This window comes from Novosphingobium sp. APW14 (assembly GCF_032337075.1).
Classification (GTDB): domain Bacteria; phylum Pseudomonadota; class Alphaproteobacteria; order Sphingomonadales; family Sphingomonadaceae; genus Novosphingobium.
The window spans coordinates 36055-54352 of record NZ_JAVYAB010000006.1; the positions used below are offsets into that span (position 1 = coordinate 36055).

Annotated in this window: 21 protein-coding genes; 9 read left to right on the forward strand and 12 right to left on the reverse strand. The window is 63.8% G+C overall.

Annotated features, from left to right (window positions below; translation table 11 throughout):
* Window positions 1–10 precede the first annotated feature (10 nt).
* The gene (locus tag RQP55_RS08885) at window positions 11–949 is read left to right on the forward strand and encodes a hypothetical protein (RefSeq protein WP_315609828.1); all 939 of its coding nucleotides are present in this window, start codon (window positions 11–13) and stop codon (window positions 947–949) included.
* Here the strand turns inward: RQP55_RS08885 and RQP55_RS08890 are convergent.
* From RQP55_RS08890 to RQP55_RS08925, 8 genes are read right to left on the reverse strand one after another with little or no spacing between them, the layout of a single operon-like run.
* Window positions 946–1299: an iron-sulfur cluster assembly accessory protein gene (locus RQP55_RS08890; RefSeq protein ID WP_315609829.1), complete on the reverse strand. Its 354-nt coding sequence runs from the start codon at window positions 1297–1299 to the stop codon at window positions 946–948. The two genes, RQP55_RS08885 and RQP55_RS08890, sit on opposite strands and share 4 nt — an antisense overlap.
* On the reverse strand, window positions 1296–1769 hold the full coding sequence (locus RQP55_RS08895; RefSeq protein ID WP_315609830.1) for an SUF system Fe-S cluster assembly protein: 474 nt from the start codon (window positions 1767–1769) through the stop codon (window positions 1296–1298). Before RQP55_RS08895 ends, RQP55_RS08890 begins: the two co-directional genes overlap by 4 nt.
* Window positions 1766–2959: a cysteine desulfurase gene (locus tag RQP55_RS08900; RefSeq protein ID WP_315609979.1), complete on the reverse strand. Its 1194-nt coding sequence runs from the start codon at window positions 2957–2959 to the stop codon at window positions 1766–1768. Before RQP55_RS08900 ends, RQP55_RS08895 begins: the two co-directional genes overlap by 4 nt.
* 41 nt (window positions 2960–3000) lie before the next feature.
* Window positions 3001–3738 carry a SufD family Fe-S cluster assembly protein gene (locus RQP55_RS08905; protein WP_315609831.1) on the reverse strand — a complete coding sequence of 246 codons (738 nt, stop codon included), beginning with the start codon at window positions 3736–3738 and terminating at the stop codon, window positions 3001–3003.
* Entirely contained in the window at window positions 3735–4478 is a 744-nt protein-coding gene (gene sufC / locus RQP55_RS08910; RefSeq protein ID WP_315609832.1) for a Fe-S cluster assembly ATPase SufC, read from the reverse strand. Before sufC ends, RQP55_RS08905 begins: the two co-directional genes overlap by 4 nt.
* Window positions 4479–4480: 2 nt before the next feature.
* Complete coding sequence (locus RQP55_RS08915) at window positions 4481–4990, reverse strand: endonuclease domain-containing protein (RefSeq protein WP_315609833.1); 510 nt, start codon at window positions 4988–4990, stop codon at window positions 4481–4483.
* Window positions 4987–6468, reverse strand: coding sequence for a Fe-S cluster assembly protein SufB (gene sufB, locus RQP55_RS08920; RefSeq protein WP_315609834.1), 1482 nt, complete (start codon window positions 6466–6468; stop codon window positions 4987–4989). The genes RQP55_RS08915 and sufB overlap by 4 nt, the downstream gene beginning before the upstream one ends.
* Window positions 6465–6875: an SUF system Fe-S cluster assembly regulator gene (locus tag RQP55_RS08925; RefSeq protein WP_315609835.1), complete on the reverse strand. Its 411-nt coding sequence runs from the start codon at window positions 6873–6875 to the stop codon at window positions 6465–6467. The genes sufB and RQP55_RS08925 overlap by 4 nt, the downstream gene beginning before the upstream one ends.
* A 122-nt stretch (window positions 6876–6997) precedes the next feature.
* Between RQP55_RS08925 and RQP55_RS08930 the strand changes: the two genes are divergently transcribed.
* From RQP55_RS08930 to RQP55_RS08940, 3 genes are all read left to right on the forward strand, one after another.
* Window positions 6998–8023: a quinone-dependent dihydroorotate dehydrogenase gene (locus RQP55_RS08930; RefSeq protein ID WP_315609980.1), complete on the forward strand. Its 1026-nt coding sequence runs from the start codon at window positions 6998–7000 to the stop codon at window positions 8021–8023.
* A gap of 10 nt (window positions 8024–8033) precedes the next feature.
* Entirely contained in the window at window positions 8034–9737 is a 1704-nt protein-coding gene (gene ggt, locus RQP55_RS08935; RefSeq protein ID WP_315609836.1) for a gamma-glutamyltransferase, read from the forward strand.
* 92 nt (window positions 9738–9829) lie between these two features.
* The gene (locus RQP55_RS08940) at window positions 9830–11662 is read left to right on the forward strand and encodes a long-chain fatty acid--CoA ligase (protein ID WP_315609837.1); all 1833 of its coding nucleotides are present in this window, start codon (window positions 9830–9832) and stop codon (window positions 11660–11662) included.
* Window positions 11663–11667: 5 nt separating this feature from the next.
* Here RQP55_RS08940 and RQP55_RS08945 read toward each other — a convergent pair whose 3' ends face one another.
* From RQP55_RS08945 to RQP55_RS08955, 3 genes are all read right to left on the reverse strand, one after another.
* Window positions 11668–12195: a hypothetical protein gene (locus RQP55_RS08945; RefSeq protein WP_315609838.1), complete on the reverse strand. Its 528-nt coding sequence runs from the start codon at window positions 12193–12195 to the stop codon at window positions 11668–11670.
* 65 nt (window positions 12196–12260) lie between these two features.
* Entirely contained in the window at window positions 12261–13247 is a 987-nt protein-coding gene (thiS, locus tag RQP55_RS08950) for a sulfur carrier protein ThiS (protein ID WP_315609839.1), read from the reverse strand.
* 79 nt (window positions 13248–13326) lie between these two features.
* Complete coding sequence (locus RQP55_RS08955; RefSeq protein ID WP_315609840.1) at window positions 13327–13695, reverse strand: MerC domain-containing protein; 369 nt, start codon at window positions 13693–13695, stop codon at window positions 13327–13329.
* Window positions 13696–13789: 94 nt separating this feature from the next.
* Here RQP55_RS08955 and RQP55_RS08960 point away from each other — a divergent pair, with 94 nt between their 5' ends.
* The 5 genes from RQP55_RS08960 to RQP55_RS08980 all read left to right on the forward strand — a co-directional run bounded on the left by RQP55_RS08960 (window position 13790) and on the right by RQP55_RS08980 (window position 17555).
* Window positions 13790–14836 carry a COX15/CtaA family protein gene (locus tag RQP55_RS08960; RefSeq protein WP_315609841.1) on the forward strand — a complete coding sequence of 349 codons (1047 nt, stop codon included), beginning with the start codon at window positions 13790–13792 and terminating at the stop codon, window positions 14834–14836.
* Window positions 14837–14920: 84 nt separating this feature from the next.
* On the forward strand, window positions 14921–15646 hold the full coding sequence (locus RQP55_RS08965) for a hypothetical protein (RefSeq protein WP_315609842.1): 726 nt from the start codon (window positions 14921–14923) through the stop codon (window positions 15644–15646).
* A 160-nt stretch (window positions 15647–15806) separates the two neighbouring features.
* A complete protein-coding gene (gene rplM, locus RQP55_RS08970; RefSeq protein ID WP_315609843.1) occupies window positions 15807–16286 on the forward strand; it encodes a 50S ribosomal protein L13 in 480 nt (159 codons plus the stop codon).
* The gene (gene rpsI / locus RQP55_RS08975) at window positions 16286–16780 is read left to right on the forward strand and encodes a 30S ribosomal protein S9 (protein WP_315609844.1); all 495 of its coding nucleotides are present in this window, start codon (window positions 16286–16288) and stop codon (window positions 16778–16780) included. Before rplM ends, rpsI begins: the two co-directional genes overlap by 1 nt.
* Before the next feature lie 85 nt (window positions 16781–16865).
* On the forward strand, window positions 16866–17555 hold the full coding sequence (locus RQP55_RS08980) for an HPP family protein (protein WP_315609845.1): 690 nt from the start codon (window positions 16866–16868) through the stop codon (window positions 17553–17555).
* Here RQP55_RS08980 and RQP55_RS08985 read toward each other — a convergent pair.
* Entirely contained in the window at window positions 17552–18292 is a 741-nt protein-coding gene (locus RQP55_RS08985; RefSeq protein WP_315609846.1) for a metallophosphoesterase family protein, read from the reverse strand. The two genes, RQP55_RS08980 and RQP55_RS08985, sit on opposite strands and share 4 nt — an antisense overlap.
* Between the last annotated feature and the right edge of the window lie 6 nt (window positions 18293–18298).

The following is an 18298-nucleotide window of genomic DNA, read 5'->3' on the forward strand; positions in this document are numbered from 1 at the left end:
CCGTTGCATAATGCGTATGCAGTTCAACAACTTCGCCGTGGAGAACCTGGCTGACGGTCAAGTGACGCCGGAAGAAATCCAGGTGCTGCGCCAACTTGGCTGGGCCGATGGCAAAATGGACCCGGACGAGGCCGAAGCGCTCTTTGCCATTCATGATTCACTGGTTGATCAGAACCGTGAATGGTGTGACTTTTTCGTCGAAGCATTATCCAATTTCATCGTCAACACGGTCAAGCCGCAAGGGCACGTTGATCAGGAAATGGCTGACGAGTTGATCGCCCGCATTGATCGCGACGGTCGGTTAAACAGCCTTGCAGAACTTGAGTTACTGGTTCGTGTGCTCGAAATTGCAACGAGCGCTCCGGCAATGTTGCGCAGCTATGCTTTGCAGCAGATCGAACTGTCGGTGGAACAAGGCGAAGGTCCAACCCGCCATGGCGACCTTGGCGGCGATGGGATCAATTCCACGGAAGTGGATCTGCTGCGGCGTCTTATCTTTCCCGCGCGCCGCGCGGGCGCTGCAACAGTTTGCAACGCCGAAGTGGGCATGCTGTTTCGCATCAAAGACGCAACGCTTTACGAAGCAAATGCCCGCCAATGGCAGGCCCTGTTTGTACAGGGCGTGGCAAGCTATTTGCTTGGTTTTGCCAACAGCGAAGCGCTCAGCACCGAACGCGCCCACGAACTCGAAGCCTTCATGCACAACCAAGGCGCCGAGATCGGTGGCTTTCTGTCGCGCATAGTGACCCGCGATGGAGCCGATGCCTTTGGCAGTCTGCTCAGCAACGCCGAAGTTGAAGTGCCAGACTTGGAAGAAGGGGCTGATTGGCTGCGCCACCAGCTAGAGGCCGACGAAGAGCTCGACGAACTCGAAAAGGCCTTGATTGCGTTTATTGATGCGGAAACAGGCGCGACCTTCGTGCCGAGGCCCAAAGCCCTCGCCGTTTAGACGGTAAAGCTTTCCCCGCAGCCGCAGCTGCCCTTGGCATTGGGGTTGTTGAACACGAAGCCGGCGGTGAAGTCGTCTTCCACCCAGTCCATCGTGCTGCCGATCAGGTAAAGCACCGATGCGCCATCGATGAAGAAGGTGCCGCCGGGCGTCTCGATCCGCTCGTCAAAGGAATTGGCCTCGGTCACATAGTCAACCGAATAGGCCAGGCCCGAACAGCCACGCCGCGGGGTGGAAAGCTTCACCCCGATCGCGCCTTCCGGTGCCTTGGCCATGAGCGCAGCGATCCGCGCCTCGGCCGAAGGCGTCAGGATGACGGCAGCAGGGCGTTGGCGGATCGTCGTGGTCATAGCATCCCAAGCTCCAGCCTGGCCTCGTCGCTCATCTTGGCCGGGTCCCATGGCGGATCCCAGACCAGGTTGACCTCGCAGTCGCGCACGCCCGGCACGGCGCCGACCCGCAGCTCAACCTCGCCCGGCATCGATTCCGCCACCGGGCAGTGCGGCGTGGTCAGCGTCATGGTCACCACCACCGCGCCTTCGGGATCAACCTCAACCCCGTAAATCAGGCCAAGGTCGTAAATGTTCACCGGGATTTCCGGATCGAAGATGTCCTTCAGCGCCGCGATCACGCCGTCATAGATCGACCCGCCGGGTTCGCCGGGTGAAAGGTCGTGCGGCTTCTGCTGCAGGAAGCCTTCCAGGTAATCGCGCTTGCGCTCCAGCTTGGCGGCCGGGCTCTCGGCTTCGTCCACGCGGGCACGGGGCGGGGCACTCACTGCCTCGACCTCTTCAACCACGATCTTGCGTTCTTCGTTCATCCGAAGATCCTCCGTGTCCGCTCAATTCCGCGCAGCAGCGCGGCAATATCATCCTGATCCGAATAGAGCCCGAAGCTGGCCCGGGCCGTCGCCGGTACCCCCAGATGCTCCATCAATGGCTGGGCGCAGTGGTGCCCGGCGCGGATCGCAACGCCTTCCTCGTCCAATATGGTGCCGAGGTCGTGCGGATGCACCCCATCGAGCGCAAAGGATACGATCCCCGCGCTCTCTTCCGGGCCGAACAGCGTCACATCGTTACGGGCGCGCAATGCGGCGCGCAGTTCGCTGACCAGCGCCGCTTCGTGGGCATGGATCGCCGCCAGCCCGACCGACCGAACATAGTCCGCCGCCGCGCCAAACCCGATCGCCTCGATGATTGCCGGGGTCCCGGCCTCAAACCGCTGCGGCGGCGGGGCATAGGTGGTGCCGGCAAAGCTGACCCGGTCAATCATCGCGCCGCCGCCCTGCCAGGGTGGCATGGCCTCAAGCAGTTCAGTCCGGCCCCACAGCGCCCCGATCCCGGTCGGACCGTACAGCTTGTGGCTGGAACAGGCATAGAAATCGCAGCCCAGCGCGGCGACATCGATTTCCAACCGCGGCACTGCCTGGCAACCATCGAGCAGCAGCTTGGCACCCACCCGGTGCGCCAGTTCCGCCGCCCGGCGGGCGTCCAGCACCGAACCCAGCACGTTCGAAACATGGGCAAAGGCCACCATCGTATGCTCCGGCGTGAGCATGGCTTCGGCCGCATCCAGATCGATGCATCCATCGGCCGTGAGCGGGCAGACATCGATCTGCCACCCGGCCAGCTGCCAAGGCACGATATTCGAATGATGCTCCAGCAGCGAAAGCAGCACCCGGCCCTTCTTGGGGTAGCTGTGGGCGAGCAGATTGATCGCCTCGGTAGCGCCGCGGGTAAAGACCAGCTCCTGCGCCGGGGCGCCGATCAGGGTGGCAACTTTCTCTCGCGCGGCTTCGAAGGCCAGGGTCATGTCGGCCGAGCGGGCATAGACCCCGCGGTGGACGGTCGCATAGTCTGCGCCCATGGCCCGAACCGTCGCATCGATCACGGCCTGCGGCTTCTGCGCCGTCGCCGCGGTATCAAGGTAATGCCAGCCGCCGGCAAGGCCGGGGAAGTCCCCCCTGATCCCGTTCGTGTCGAGCGCAGTCGAGACCCCGGCGCGCGGCATCTCGACTGCGCTCGATGCGAGCGGGGCTTGGGTGTTGTGGTTCATACCAGCCGGCCCAGCGCCGCCAGCGCGGCTTCGAGCAGGCGCTCTTCATCCGCGGCACCGGCAAAGGCTTCTGCGACGAAAGCCTGAAGCATCAGCTTCTTCGCTTCGGCCGGCGGCAGGCCCCGCTGGGCCATGTAGAACAGGCCATTGGCATCCAGCTCACCCACGGCGCAGCCATGTGCGCACTTCACATCGTCGGCGAAGATTTCGAGCTCAGGCTTGGCATTGGCCGTGGCGGTCCGGTCGAGCAGCATGGCCCGGACCGATTGCGAGCCATCGGTCCCGTCGGCACCTTTGGCGACGCGAACCTTGCCGAGATAATTGGCCGTGGCCTGTCCGCCAGCGACCGATCGCACGATCTGACGGCTGACCGCGTCGGGCTGGGCATGCAGCACTTCGGTAATGATCTCGACGGTCTGGCTCCCGCCGGCAAGCTGCGCCGCGCCCAGCGTGAAGCTGGCGCCCCGCCCCATCTCGATCCGCACCGCGACCCGGCCATAGCCTGACCCGGCGTTGAGGACGCGCAGATCGAACGACGCGCCATCGCCCAGCGCTATCGCAATCTCACGCGCCACTGGCGCATCGCCGTCCAGCGCCAGCGCCAGGTTGCCGCTTTCTCCAGCCGCAAGCTGGATGGTCTCAACTGCAACCGGCCAGACGCGCGCCAGTGCACCGAGGTCCGCATAGCGGAAATCCTCGTCCTTGCGGGTAGGAAGGGCGAGCGCCTGGTTCACGCCGCCACCGCCTCGTAACCGCGCTCTTCCAGCTCCAGCGCGAGTTCGGGGCCGCCGGTCTTGACGATCCGGCCCGCCGCCAGGACGTGGACGAAGTCCGGCTTCACGTAATCGAGCAGGCGCTGGTAGTGGGTGATCAGCAGTACGGCCTTGTCCGCCTTGCGCATCACCGAATTGATCCCGTCACCCACGATCCGCAGCGCATCGATGTCGAGCCCGGAATCGGTCTCATCCAGGATCGCCAGCTTGGGATCGAGGATGCCCATCTGCACCATCTCGGCGCGCTTCTTTTCACCGCCCGAGAAGCCGACGTTCACCGGCCGCTTGAGCATTTCCATGTCCATCTTCAGCAGCGCCGCCTGTTCGCGCGCCAGCTTGAGGAATTCCCCGCCCGAGAGCGGCGCCTCATCGCGGCTCGCGCGCTGGGCATTGAGGCTTTCGCGCAGGAACTGGACGAAGGACACGCCCGGAATTTCGACCGGGTACTGGAAGCCCAGGAACAGCCCGGCGGCGGCGCGCTCGTGCGGTTCCAGTTCCAGCAGGTCCTGGCCCAGGAATTCGACTGAACCGCCGGTCACCTCGTAACCGGGCCGCCCGCCCAGGGTGTAGCCGAGCGTCGACTTGCCCGCGCCATTGGGGCCCATGATCGCATGGACTTCGCCGGCGTTGATGGTGAGCGACAGGCCCTTGAGGATCGGCTTTTCCGCAACAGTGGCGTGGAGGTTGGAAATGGTCAGCATGATCAGTCCTGCGGGCGCCGGCCCGAATTGCGATAAGTGGGCGCGCGATTGGAAGGTGCACGATTGGCCCGTGCCGCGCGGCGCTCGTGCCAGCGTTCGCGCATCACGGCGGAAACCTGAGCGGCAACACCCGCCGGATCGGCCAGCACGGCAGCGGCGGAAAGGCGCTCAACCCGGTAGCCGACCTCGGTCAGGCTGCGGGTCCGGTCAGCGGTAAAGCTCGCGTCTTCGTCGCCATCCAGCTCGATCACCAGCATCAGCGGCTTGCAGGCAAAATCAACAATCGCCGAGCCGATCACATCCTGGCGCTTGAACGAATAGCCGCCGGTTTCAACTTCGGTCAGCGCCGCGGCAAGGGCTTCGCTGGCCGCCGAAGGATTGCGCCGCATCTCGCGCGCACGCTGGTGCAGCGCATCAAGCCGCTTTTCCGAAATCTCCCAGCCGCGGCCCTTTTTCTTGATCGCGGGGGCTTCGTCCTCGCTCGGCGCGCGGACGGTCAATGTCTTCTTCATCCCACGCTTCCTTCAAGCGATATGCCGAGCAGCTTCTGCGCCTCGACTGCAAATTCCATCGGCAACTGCTGCAGCACTTCCTTGGCAAAGCCGTTGACGATCAGCGCCACGGCGGCCTCCTGATCCAACCCGCGTTGCATCGCGTAGAACAGCTGGTCGTCCGAAATCTTGCTGGTGGTTGCCTCGTGCTCGATCTGGGCGCTGGGGTTGCGCACCTCGATATAGGGCACGGTGTGCGCGCCGCAGTCCTTGCCCAGCAGCAGGCTGTCGCACTGGGTGAAGTTGCGGACGCCTTCGGCCTGGGGAGCAACGCGGACGAGGCCGCGATAGGTGTTCTGGCTCTTGCCGGCCGAGATGCCCTTCGACACGATGGTCGAGCGGCTGCCCTTGCCGTTGTGGATCATCTTGGTCCCGGTATCGGCCTGCTGGTAATTGTTGGTGACGGCGACCGAGTAGAACTCACCCACCGAATCCTCGCCATTGAGAACGCAGCTGGGATACTTCCAGGTGACGGCCGAGCCGGTTTCGACCTGGGTCCACGAAACCTTGGATCGCGCTCCCTGGCACAGCGCGCGCTTGGTGACGAAATTGTAGATCCCGCCCTTGCCCTCGGCATCGCCGGGGTACCAGTTCTGCACGGTCGAATACTTGATCTCGGCATCATCAAGCGCAACCAGTTCGACCACGGCGGCGTGGAGCTGGTTCTCATCGCGCATCGGCGCCGTGCAGCCTTCCAGATAGGAGACATAGGCCCCCTTGTCGGCCACGATCAGCGTCCGCTCGAACTGCCCGGTATTCTCGGCATTGATGCGGAAATAGGTGCTGAGCTCCATCGGGCAGCGCACGCCCTCGGGGATGTAGACGAAGGTGCCGTCCGAAAAGACCGCACAATTGAGCGCGGCAAAGAAGTTGTCGCGAACCGGAACGACCTTGCCCAGCCACTGCTTCACCAGATCTGGATATTCGCGAATCGCTTCCGAGATCGACAGGAAGATCACGCCGGCCTTCTTCAGTTCTTCGCGGAAGGTCGTGGCGACGGAGACGGAATCGAACACCGCATCGACCGCAACCTTGCGCGCGCCTTCCACCCCGGCGAGCACCTTCTGCTCTTCCAGCGGAATGCCAAGCTTCTTGTATACCTCGAGAATCTCGGGATCGACCTCGTCGAGGCTGGCGAGCTGCTTCTTCGGCTTGGGCGCAGCGTAGTAATAGGCGTCCTGATAATCGATCGGCGGGATGTTCAGCTTGGCCCAGTCCGGCGTCGGCATGGTCTGCCAGTGACGGAAGGCCTTGAGCCGCCAATCGAGCATCCATTCGGGCTCGTTCTTCTTGGCGCTGATGAAGCGAACGGTGTCTTCGTTCAGTCCCTTGGGCGCGAACTCGGTCTCGATTTCGGCCGACCAGCCGTGCTCGTAATCAGCAACCTTGGCGGCCGCTTCGCGGGCCGCCTGGTCCTTGAGGGTGGCATCCTCGCTCATGCTGCCACCTCAGCCAGGCGGATCAGCGAGACCTGCGACAATGCATCGCGCAGCGCATCGTTGACAATCGGCCAGTGCGGCTTGACCGAGCAACACGAGTCCAGGCCGCAATCGGCCCGGGCATCGTCGACACACTGGGTAAGCGCGATCGGGCCTTCGACCGCCTCAATGATATCGGCAAGGGTGATGGCGGCGGCCGGGCGCGCAAGCTTAAGCCCGCCGCCGACGCCACGGGTCGATCGCAACAAACCAGCAGAAGTCAGGCGGCTGACCAGCTTCTGCACGGTCGGCACCGGCAGGCCGGTTTCGGTGGCCAGTTCGGCGGCCGAAACGCGCATGCCGCCGCAATGGCGCGCGGCGGCGCTCATCGTAACGACGGCATAATCGGCCATGGATGAGAGGCGCAATGGCGGCTCCGGCTAAATCGGACTGATTCTTTCCGGTTTGCCCCTAGGCCTCACTTGCAAGCTTTGCAATGGCGGGAATCGACTTGCGCGATCCGTGCTGTAATAGGCTGCCTTCCGTGACCATGATCTATCCGCTACTCCGCCCCGCACTGTTCCTGCTCGATGCCGAGAAGGCCCATCGCCTGACGATCGATGCGCTGAAGCTGTTGCCGCACGGCCGGCCGGCCCGGCCTGGTCCCTTGGCGATTACAGTGGCGGGCTTGGCCTTCCCCAATCCGCTGGGCATGGCGCCGGGGTTCGACAAGGACGCCGAGGTACCAGACGCGGTGCTTGGCCAAGGCTTCGGCTTTACCGAAATCGGCACCGTCACCCCGCGCCCGCAACCCGGCAATCCGCAGCCGCGCCTGTTCCGACTGCAGGAAGACCGGGCGGTCATCAACCGGATGGGATTCAACAACGGTGGGCTAGAGGCGGCGCGGGCGCGGCTGGCCAGCCGCAAGCAGGTGGGTGTTGTGGCCGCCAACGTTGGCGCCAACAAGGATTCGGCCGACCGCATTGCCGATTACCTGACCGGCATCGCCGCCTTCCGCGATCTGGCAAGCTACATCACGGTCAACATCTCTTCGCCCAATACGCCCGGCCTGCGCGACCTGCAGGGGGACAAGGAGCTGAATGACCTGCTCTCCGCCATCGCCGCTGAGCGGCAGGCGGGCGATCCGCCGGTGTTCCTGAAGGTCGCACCCGATCTTGACGAATCGGCGCCCGGCCGGATTGTCGAGGCAGCGATCAAGCATGGCATCGCCGCGGTCATCGTTTCGAACACCACGATCACCCGCCCACCTTTGAAATCGCTTCATGCCGGCGAGGCTGGCGGGCTGTCCGGCCCGCCGCTGCGCGACCTGGCCCAACAGCGGCTGCGCGATTTTCATGCCGTGGCAAAAGGCGCGATCCCGCTGGTCGGCGTAGGCGGGATCGCCAGTGCCGAAGACGCCTGGGCCCGCATCCGCGCCGGGGCCAGCCTGGTCCAGCTATACAGCGCGATGGTTTATGAAGGCCCGGGCCTGGCCCGCCGCATCACGCGCGGTCTGGAGCGGCTGATGCGGCAGGACGGGTTTACCAGCATTGCCGAGGCGGTCGGAAGCGAATAGCACGGGGCCCATGGTCCTGTTCCGCTCTGCCGCGCTCGCCGCGCTTGCCCTGACAAGCGCTGTCCCACTCGCCGCCAAGGCCCCGGCACCCGCGCCCTTTGACAAGGGCGTGGTATCGGCAGCCGATCCGCGCGCAGCCGAAGCTGGAGCAGAGATCCTGCGCCAGGGTGGCAATGCCACTGACGCGGCGCTGGCCGTGCTCTTGGCGCTGACCGTGGTTGAACCGCAAAGCTCGGGCATCGGCGGGGGCGGGTTCCTGGTGCTGGATGATGGCAAGGGCCGCCTGCTGACACTGGATGGGCGCGAGAAGGCCCCCAAGGCCGCCACCCCGGACTGGTTCAAGGTGGAGGACAAATACCTGTCCGTGGCCGAAGCAATCCCCGGCGGAAAGAGCGTTGGCGTACCCGGCAATGTCTCGATGATGGCCGAGGCGCATCGCCGCCACGGCAGGCTCAAGTGGCGGCAGATCTTCCAGCCCGCAATTCGCCTGGCGGGCGATGGCTTTGTCGTATCCGAACGGCTTAACGCCTTCCTTGAGCGATTTTCCAAGACCGCAGCCCTGAGCGAAGAGGGCCGGGCGCTTTACTATCCGGGCGGCAAGCCGGTGGCAGCCGGAACGGTCCTGAGGAACCCCCGCCTTGCCGCCTTCCTTGAACGCCTGTCACGCGAGGGGGCGAAGGCGTTCTACTCCGGGCAGAATGCCGCGGCGATCGTTGATGCAGTCAACAATGCACCGCGCAATCGCAGCGCGATGACGCTGGCCGATATGGCTTCGTACCGGGTCAAGGCCCGCCCGCCAGTCTGCGCGAATTACCGCAAGTATCGGCTCTGCGGCATGGGTCCGCCCAGTTCGGGTGCGACCACGGTGTTCGGGGCGCTGGGCGTGCTCGAAAAGTTCGACCTGCCGGCCATGGGCAAGGATTCGCCCACGGCCTGGCATCTGATCGTCGAAGCCCAGCGACTCGCCTATGCCGATCGTGAGCGCTATCTGGCCGATCCGGATTTCGTTGACGTGCCGGTCGCCGGGCTGCTCGCCCCTGATTATTTGGCTGCCCGCGCCCAACTGGTTGCGACTGACCGCACCATGCCCTCGGTCGCACCAGGCAATCCGGCCGGCGTAAAGGTCGCCATGGCCGATGGCCCCAGGCAGACCGAAAATGGCACATCACACTTCGCGGTGATTGACCGCAACGGCATGGCGGCCAGCCTGACATCCACCATCGAAAGCGCCTTCGGATCGGGGCTGATGGTCAATGGCTACTTTCTGAACAATGAGCTGACCGACCTGTCGATCGTGCCCGAGGTCAACGGCAAGCCGGTCGCCAACCGGGTCGAAAGCGGCAAACGCCCGCGCAGCTCGATGGCGCCCACCATCGTCTATGGCCCAGACGGCAAGGTGAAACTGGCCGTCGGCGCAGCGGGCGGGGTAACGATTCCAGCCCAGGTCCTGAAAGCGATCATCGCGGTGATCGACTGGAATCTGCCGGTCGACCAGGCGCTGGGCCTGCCGGTGATCTTTGCGCCGGGCGGCAACACCGTTTTTGTCGAAGGGGGGACCGAGCATGAACAGCTGATCCCCGTGCTGAACGGGCTGGGTCACCCGGATGTCCGCCTGCGTGAACGCAGCTTCAAGGCCAATGCCGTTGAAGTGCGTGGCGGCAAGTTGGTGGGTGCGGCCGATCCGCGCAGCGAGGGTGAAGCCGCGCGGCAATAGGCCGCAATGGCACGCAGGGTTGCTGATGCGGCAAAGCTTGCCTAGGGCTGCTGGCCATAAGGGAAGGGTGCTGCAGAGAGGGGCAGTGCAATATGGATATTGGTGATTTCCGGGCCGCCCGGAACCTGGTCGAACTGTTTCTGAGCCGCGCGGACGAGAAGGGCGAAGCGCCATTCCTGTCTGCAAAGCGCAATGGATCGTGGCAGGCGATTTCGTGGGCCGAAGCTGCCCGTCAGGTCTGCCTGATGGCCGAAGCGCTGCGCGCCCTGGGTCTCAAGGATGGCGACCGGGTGATGCTGGTTTCCGAAAACCGGCCAGAATGGTGCATCGCAGATTTCGCGATCATGGCGGCTGGCTGCGTGACCGTACCAGCCTACATCACCAACACCGAGCGGGATCACCTGCACGTGCTGGAAAACTCTGGCGCGCGCGCGGTGATTGTATCGGATGACAAGCTGGCCAAGCCGCTGCTGCCCGGCGTGCTCGCCGCGGGACAGGCCGGGTTCGTGATCGGGATCGAGCCGCTGCGCATCGCCCAGACCGGCCAGTTCGAATATCGCGACTGGACCAGCCTGCTGGCCGGCGACGCCGCCAAGGCCCGCGCCGCAGTCAACCAGCGCGCGGCCAAGATCAAGCGCGAGGACACCGCCTGCATCATCTACACCAGCGGCACAGGCGGGGCGCCGCGTGGGGTATTGCAGCACCACGGCGCGATCCTGTGCAACGTGGACGGAGCGGCGCGCATCCTGTCCGAGGACTTCGGCTGGGATGACGAAGTCTTCCTGAGCTTCCTGCCGCTGAGCCATGCCTATGAGCATACCGGAGGGCAGATGCTACCAATCGGGATGGGCGGGCAGATCTTCTATTCCGAAGGCCTCGAGAAGCTGGCCAGCAATATCGAGGAAGTGCGCCCAACGATCATGGTCGTTGTCCCCCGCCTGTTCGAGGTGCTGCGTACCCGGATCATGAAGCAGGTCGAAAAGCAGGGTAAGGTCGCCAACTTCCTGATGGGCCGCGCGCTGGCAATCAGCTCGATCAAGGGCCAGAATGAGGGCAAGGGCCGCCTGCGCGATAAGCCGATGGACCTGATCCTGGAAAAGACCCTCCGCCCAAAAATCCGCGCGCGCTTTGGCGGCCGGATCAAGGCGATGGTTTCGGGCGGGGCCCCGCTCAACCCGGAAGTTGGCACCTTTTTCGAGGCGATGGGGCTTAACATGCTCCAGGGTTATGGCCAGACCGAGGCCGCCCCGGTGATCAGCTGCAACCGGCCCAAGGCAGGGCTGAAGATGGACACGGTCGGCCCGGCCATGGACGGAGTCGAAATCAAGATCGCCCAGGATGGCGAAATCCTGGTTCGCGGCGAGCTGGTTATGCATGGTTATTGGCGGAACGAGGCCGAGACCGCCCGCGTGCTCAAAGAGCCAGAAGGTGAACCCGGCGCTGGCATCTGGCTCCACACCGGCGATGTTGGCCACATCGATGTCAAGGGTCGGATTGTCATTACCGACCGCAAGAAGGACATGATCGTCAACGACAAGGGCGACAATATCTCGCCCCAGAAGGTTGAAGGCATGCTTACTTTGCAGCCCGAAATCGCTCAGGCAATGGTGGTCGGTGACAAGCGGCCCTATGTGGTCGGTCTGATCGTGCCCGATGCCGAATGGGCGCTCGAATGGGCCCGCGCCCAGGGTGAGAAGTTTGACTTCAAGGCGCTGCAGGATCTGCCCGCCTTCCGCTCAGCGATCCGCACGGCAATCGACCGGGTCAATCAGGACCTCAGCGTGATTGAAAAGGTCCGCCAGTTCGCTTTCGCGGACGAGGCCTTCGCGATCGAGAATGAGGAAATGACCCCAAGCCTCAAGATCCGCCGCCACAAGCTGAAAGAGCGATACGCCGACCGGCTTGACGCCCTCTACAAAGGCTAGCGGATCTAGGCCGCTTCCTGCTCAACCCATTCAGGGTAGAAGCTCGGTTCGCGGCTTGACCACCCTGGGGCGGTAGCGGCGGCTTCGCTGATCGACTGGAGCAGGTGCTTGCGGCGCTCCGGCCTGATCTGCGGCAGGGCCGCAGCGGCGCAAAAGGCACTGGGCAGGAACGGGCGCGCCTCAGCACCAAGCAGCCGCTCATAAAGGAACCGGTAGGCCGGAAAGCCATCAATCCGGTCCTGGGCAATATCAAAGGCGGTGACTCGCAGCAGCTTGCCCATAAAGCTCTCGAGGCTGGCAAAGTCACTGCCCGCCGGGATCTGCACCCGCAAGGCCTTCAATTCCTGGTAGACCACGTACTGGCTCCGGATCGATGCGGTTTCCCCGGCATCGCGGGCCCAAAGCTTGAAGGCATCCTGCCGACCCAGTCCTACATCAAGGCTTCGCTTGATGTAACGCTGTTCGCACGGGCTAAAGCTGGCGAATTCGCGCAGTTCGGCGATCGTCAGCGATGCAGTTCCGGTCTTGGCCATGACAAGCCCCTTTCGAGAGAGGCTAAGTCATCATGATAAAGTTATGATCCCGTTAACCCTGATGCTTAGATCAACCCTGCCAGCGGACTGGAGGGATCTGCGTATTTGCGGGTAGCCATCCGGCCGGAAAGATAGGCATGGCGACCGGCCTCGACCGCCAGTTTCATCGCCCGGGCCATGCGGAGCGGATCCTTGGCTTCGGCAATGGCGGTGTTCATCAACACGCCCTCGCAGCCAAGCTCCATCGCCACGGCAGCGTCCGAGGCCGTGCCCACCCCGGCATCGACCAGCACCGGAACTGAGGCACCTTCAACAATCAAACGGATCGTAACGCGATTTTGAATGCCAAGGCCCGAACCGATCGGTGCACCCAGTGGCATGACCGCAACTGCCCCGGCATCTTCCAACTGCTTGGCTGCGATCGGATCGTCGGTGCAGTAGACCATCGGCAGGAAGCCTTCCTTGGCCAGCACTTCGCAGGCGCGGATGGTTTCGACCATGTTGGGATAGAGCGTGCGCGCCTCGCCCAGCACTTCCAGCTTGACCAGGTCCCAGCCACCCGCCTCGCGTGCCAGTCGCAAGGTGCGGATCGCGTCTTCTGCGGTAAAGCAGCCGGCCGTGTTGGGCAGGTAGGTGATTTTCTTCGGATCGATGAAATCGGTCAGCATCGGCGCCTTGGGGTCCGATACATTGACCCGGCGCACAGCGACCGTCACGATCTCCGCGCCCGAAGCTTCAACCGCCGCGGCATTCTCAGCAAAATCCTTGTACTTGCCAGTGCCGACAATCAGCCGCGAACGGAAGGTGCGCCCGGCAACGGTCCAGGTGTCCTCCGGTGCATGGTCCCCGCCACCAACAAAATGGACAATCTCCAGCACATCGCCCTCGCTGAGCGCGACCGCGGCAAGGGTCGAGCGCGGGACAATTTCGCCGTTGCGCTCAACCGCAACCTTGGCTGGATCGAGTTCAAGACTGCGCACGAGATCGGCCACAGAGCCAGTGGCGGCGCGGCGGGGTTCGCCATTGACGGTAAGGGAGAGCTGTTCGGTCATCACCCAGCGCAGATAGCGCGCAGCGGAAATTTGGCAATGCGGCGAAAGAGCAGGTAGGTTTGCTCGCCGGTCAGGATGATCAGGACAGCTTAAGGTTGCGCCAGTGAGCCCAGGCCAGCAAAGCCACGCCTGCAATGGTCAACAGTGCCTCTGCCAGACCATGGCCGACCATCAAGGCAATAGCCATCAACGCCAAACCGGCAACGCCAGTCTGCATCGGCCGAGGATCGCCGTGCCGCACCACGCCGATCACCAAAGTCACTGCCCCGACCGCAATTGCCAAGGCCAAGCCGACCCGGTGAATCACCGGCGCGAACAGAAATTGCCCGCCCAGACCCAACCCGGCAACCAGCAACAACCCGGCCAGACAGTGCAACATGCACAGCCCGGACAGGAGCACGCCAAACCGGTCCAGCCGGCCGCGAATCGAGAGGAGTGCGTCACGCATCAGGCACTTCATATATGTTATAGTGTTACATGCCGCAAGATGGCCCCAAAAGCCCGCTTGCGCTTTTGTTCGGTCGGGAGCAGTGGCCACGCTCATGACAGCAGCTTCTCCCCGGCCTCTGGCGCTTGCCCGGTGGCTCTTCGCCGTTGCCGCCCTCGTGGTATTCATCGTTGCCGTCGGCGGGATTACCCGCCTGACCGAATCGGGCCTTTCGATCACCGAATGGAAGCCGGTTTCGGGGGTTCTGCCGCCGCTGAATGACGCGCAGTGGCAAGCGGCTTTCGATGACTACAAGCAGATCCCGCAATATATCGAAGTGACCGGACCGGCCGGCATGACCCTGGCCGATTTCAAGTTCATCTTCTTCTGGGAATGGGTTCACCGCCTGATCGCCCGGATCATTGGCCTGGCCTTTGCCCTGCCGCTGGCCTGGTTCTGGATCAAGGGCGCGATCCCCAAGGGCTATCATGGGCGCTTGATCGCCCTGCTGGCGCTCGGCGGGCTGCAGGGTACGATCGGCTGGTGGATGGTCTCATCCGGCCTTAGCGCTGATGTCCGCGTCAGCCACTTCCGCCTCGCCACGCACTTGCTGGTTGCCCTGTTCACTCTGGGTGGCCTGGTCTGGACCGCGCTTGACTTGCGCGCCCTGGCCCGGGGTGAAGAGCCTGCGCGGCTGACACCCTTTACCCTGCTTGCCCTGGCCGCCCTTGGACTGCAATTGTTCTTCGGCGCGCTCGTGGCCGGGATGCGCGCAGGCTATGTTGCGGGCGCAGGCTGGTTCAATTGGGATGTCTGGCCGCTGATGCAGGGCAGCTTCGTACCTGAAGGCATCGATTGGGCTGCCGGCAAGGTCCATGCGCTGCTCAACGATCCGTTCCTGACGCACTTCGTGCACCGCTGGTGGGCCTGGGTGGTGGTCGCAATCCTGGTAGTTGTGGGCCGCCGGCTACGCGCGGTTGATCGGCGGGCCTCAATCGCGATCCATTCCACGTTCGGCATCCAGGTCCTGCTGGGCATCGCCACGGTCATGAGCGGAGTGGCCTTGTGGATCGCCGTGGCGCACCAGTTGGTTGGTGCCCTGCTGGTAGCGAGCACGGTCTGGGGTGCCCATGCACTGGGGCGGGGCGGCGCAAAGGCTTGACGAAAGCCACCGCACCTGCGTCAATACTTCATAGAATCAATGGTGTAGGGGTGGGGTGATGACGAATCGCGGCAGCGAGTTGGCATGAGCACGCGGGTAATGCTGCTGGCCGGCTTCGCCGCGCTCGCGCCGGCTCAACTGATGGGAACACCACCAACCGAGCTTCGCACCAGCCAATTCCGGCCTGCCGAAGGGCCAGTGATGATCAGCCGCACCGTGGTGCGGAGCCTGGTTGATGGCAAGGAAGTGCGGGTAACACGCCGCTACCTGGTCTGGTTCCGGCGCGAAACGGATGGCTGGCAGATCGACGGCGAGCTGCGTGACGTTGCAGTTGAGGTTCCGCCTCTGCTTGAGCAATTCGCCGAGATTGAGAGAAATCGGGTCGAGCCAGGCTTCTTTCCGATAATGCTCGATTCGGCTGGCAAAGTGAAGACGCGGTTGGGTCCACCTATTGGTGATGCCTCGCGCACCCGCGCCGTGGCGCTGGGTGAAATGATGATCGCCGGAGCCTTGGTTTCGACGAATGCCCGCAACCAGGCAACGACCATGCTGACCCAGGTTGTGATGGCGGGAAACGGCGGAACTGCCTGGCCAGTCGACATTTTCAATCCGGCTCACCCGGATACACTCGAAACGCGGGACATTGCATTACCCGACGGCAGCCGCGGATCGATCAACATCGCGATGCGCAGCGAAGGCCAGATCCATGGCAGCTTGCCAACGCGGGTCGAGCGGACCGTTCATACAGACCTCGGCGGAACCACGCGCACCTCACGTGAAATCTGGACCTTCGAACACGTCAAACCCTGAAATCCGAGTGGGGCGGTATTATTTTACCTCTCTGCAGAGGCCCGGAATGCTTGACTTTCCGGCGCCAATCCTCGATTGGGCCGCCTTCCCGCGCTGCCGGAAGCGATTCTGCGTGGCGTGTAATTCAGGGATTTGACCTTTTATCAGAAAGGGAGTTGCCATGAAGGCGCTTTCCAAGGTCACCCGGTCGATCAAGCCGGCCGAGGTGGAAAAGAAGTGGCATCTGATCGATGCCGAAGGAATGGTGGTCGGGCGTCTGGCCGTGGTCATCGCCAATCATCTGCGCGGCAAGCACAAGCCGAGCTTCACCCCGCACGTGGATTGCGGCGACCATGTCGTCGTCATCAACGCCGGCAAGGTCAAGCTGACGGGCAACAAGCTGAAGCAGAAGATCTATTACAAGCACACTGGCTATGCCGGTGGCATCAAGGAAGTGACCGCAGCCAAGGTGCTGGACGGCCGCTTCCCCGAGCGCGTGCTCGAAAAGGCTGTTGAGCGCATGATCCCCCGTGGTCCGCTTGGCCGTGCCCAGATGCGCGCCCTTCACCTCTACGCCGGTGCCGAGCATCCGCATGCGGGCACCCAGCCCCAGCCGCTCGACGTCGCTGCCATGAACCGCAAGAACAAGGTGGGTGCCTGATGTCTGACACCACGCTCAACGATCTGGCCGATCTCGGTGCTGCTGCCGATGTGACCGCCACCCCCGCTGCTCCGGCTGCGCCGCTTCGTGAAAAGGAAGTCGACGCCCAGGGCCGTGCCTATGCCACCGGTCGCCGCAAGGATGCCGTGGCCCGCGTCTGGATCAAGCCCGGTTCGGGCAAGGTCGTGATCAACGGTCGTGACCAGTCGGTCTACTTCGCCCGTCCGACCCTGCGCCTCGTGATCGACCAGCCGTTCCAGGTTGCTGACCGCGCTGGCCAGTACGACGTGATCGCCACCGTCAAGGGCGGCGGTCTCTCGGGTCAGGCCGGTGCCGTGAAGCACGGTATCGCCCAGGCACTGACCAAGTTCGAACCCGTCCTGCGCGGTGTCGTCAAGGCCGCCGGCTTCCTCACCCGCGACAGCCGCGCGGTTGAGCGCAAGAAGTACGGCCGCGCCAAGGCTCGCAAGAGCTTCCAGTTCAGCAAGCGCTGATCCGGATCGCAACGGTTTGGAAAAATGGGGTCGGCCGCAAGGTCGGCCCCTTTTTCATATCCGCCAACCCAGAGACAGCCAGCCCATGCACCAGCACGCCCCGCTCGCCGCCACCCCCACCCGCATGATGATTGCCGGCCGAATCGGCTGGCTGCGCGGCGCGACCGGGGCTGGCCTCGCAATCGCACTCACGGCGTGGATCGCGCACATGATCATGGGCAACGATCCCGCCCTGCCATGGCTGGTTGCCTCGATGGGTGCCTCTGCCGTGCTGATCTTTGTGCTGCCAGCCAGCCCCCTGGCCCAGCCTTGGCCGGTGTTCGGCAGCCACATGCTCTCCGCGGCAATCGGGGTTGGCGCACACGCCTTGCTTGGCGCGACCTGGCTTGCGGCAGGACTATCGGTCTGCCTGACCATTGCCGCAATGAGCCTGCTTCGCTGCCTGCACCCGGCGGCGGGGGGCACCGTGCTGATTACCGCGCTGGCAACTCCCGGAGTGGAGGCTGCCGGCCTTGGCTTCCTGGTCATGCCGCTGGCGCTCAACGTGCTGGTACTGCTGGTGGCCGGGGTGGCCTGGAACCGGCTAACCGGCCATTCCTATCCCCACCGCGCCGCGCCGCAAGCGGCCCAGCCCGACTGGATCGGTCATATCGAGGACAGCGATCTTGATGCGGTTCTGGCCGAATGGGACGAAGTGCTGGACGTCAGCCGCGAAGACCTGCTCGCCGTGGTCCATGCCGTTGAAGGCAAGGTTCGCTCTCGCCGCGGCGGTTAAAGCGTCCGCACCGCAACCGAAAAGCCGCCTGCCCCATCCAGCACCAGCCGATTGAACGACGGACGCGAGCTGCGCAGCCGCTGCGATAGCGTGCCCGCGCCGACCATCCGGATCGCATGACCATCGATCTCGACCACCCGGTCAAAGGGATCGTGAACATGGCCCGAAAGAACGGCACCAGCCCCGGCCCGCGCCAATGCTGCCAATGCCCGTTTGCCGCCGCGAGTTGATGCCGTGGCATGGGTGTCGGCCTCGACCAGCGGGTGGTGGCAGGCCACCAGCTTCAACGGCACCGCCTGGTGCTGCCCCAGCCCATGCAGCGCTGCATCCAGGTCGGGCTGGCTGACCCGTCCCTTTGACCAGTTGAGCCGCAGCTGTGCGCGGGCAATGGTCTTGAGCGAAACAACCGCCACATCCGGCAAGGCAATCTCGCTGCCCAACCGGTGCTTGAGGGCGTGAAAATGGACATAGGGCCGCGCCAACCGCCGGAGCATCATGTGGTAATAGGGCACATCGTGATTGCCCGGTTCGATCGAGACCGGGACCGGCAGGTGCGTGAGCCATTCCGCGGCCAGGGCGAATTCCTTGGCCGTGCCGCGCATGGTCAGGTCGCCGGTGCAGACCACCCCGGCCGGCCGTTCACGCTCCACCTCGGCCGCGAACCATTCAAGCGCCTGCCGGTCTTCATAGCCAAAGTGCAGGTCGCTGACGTGATAGAGCACGGTCTTGTCCGGCATGGCGTT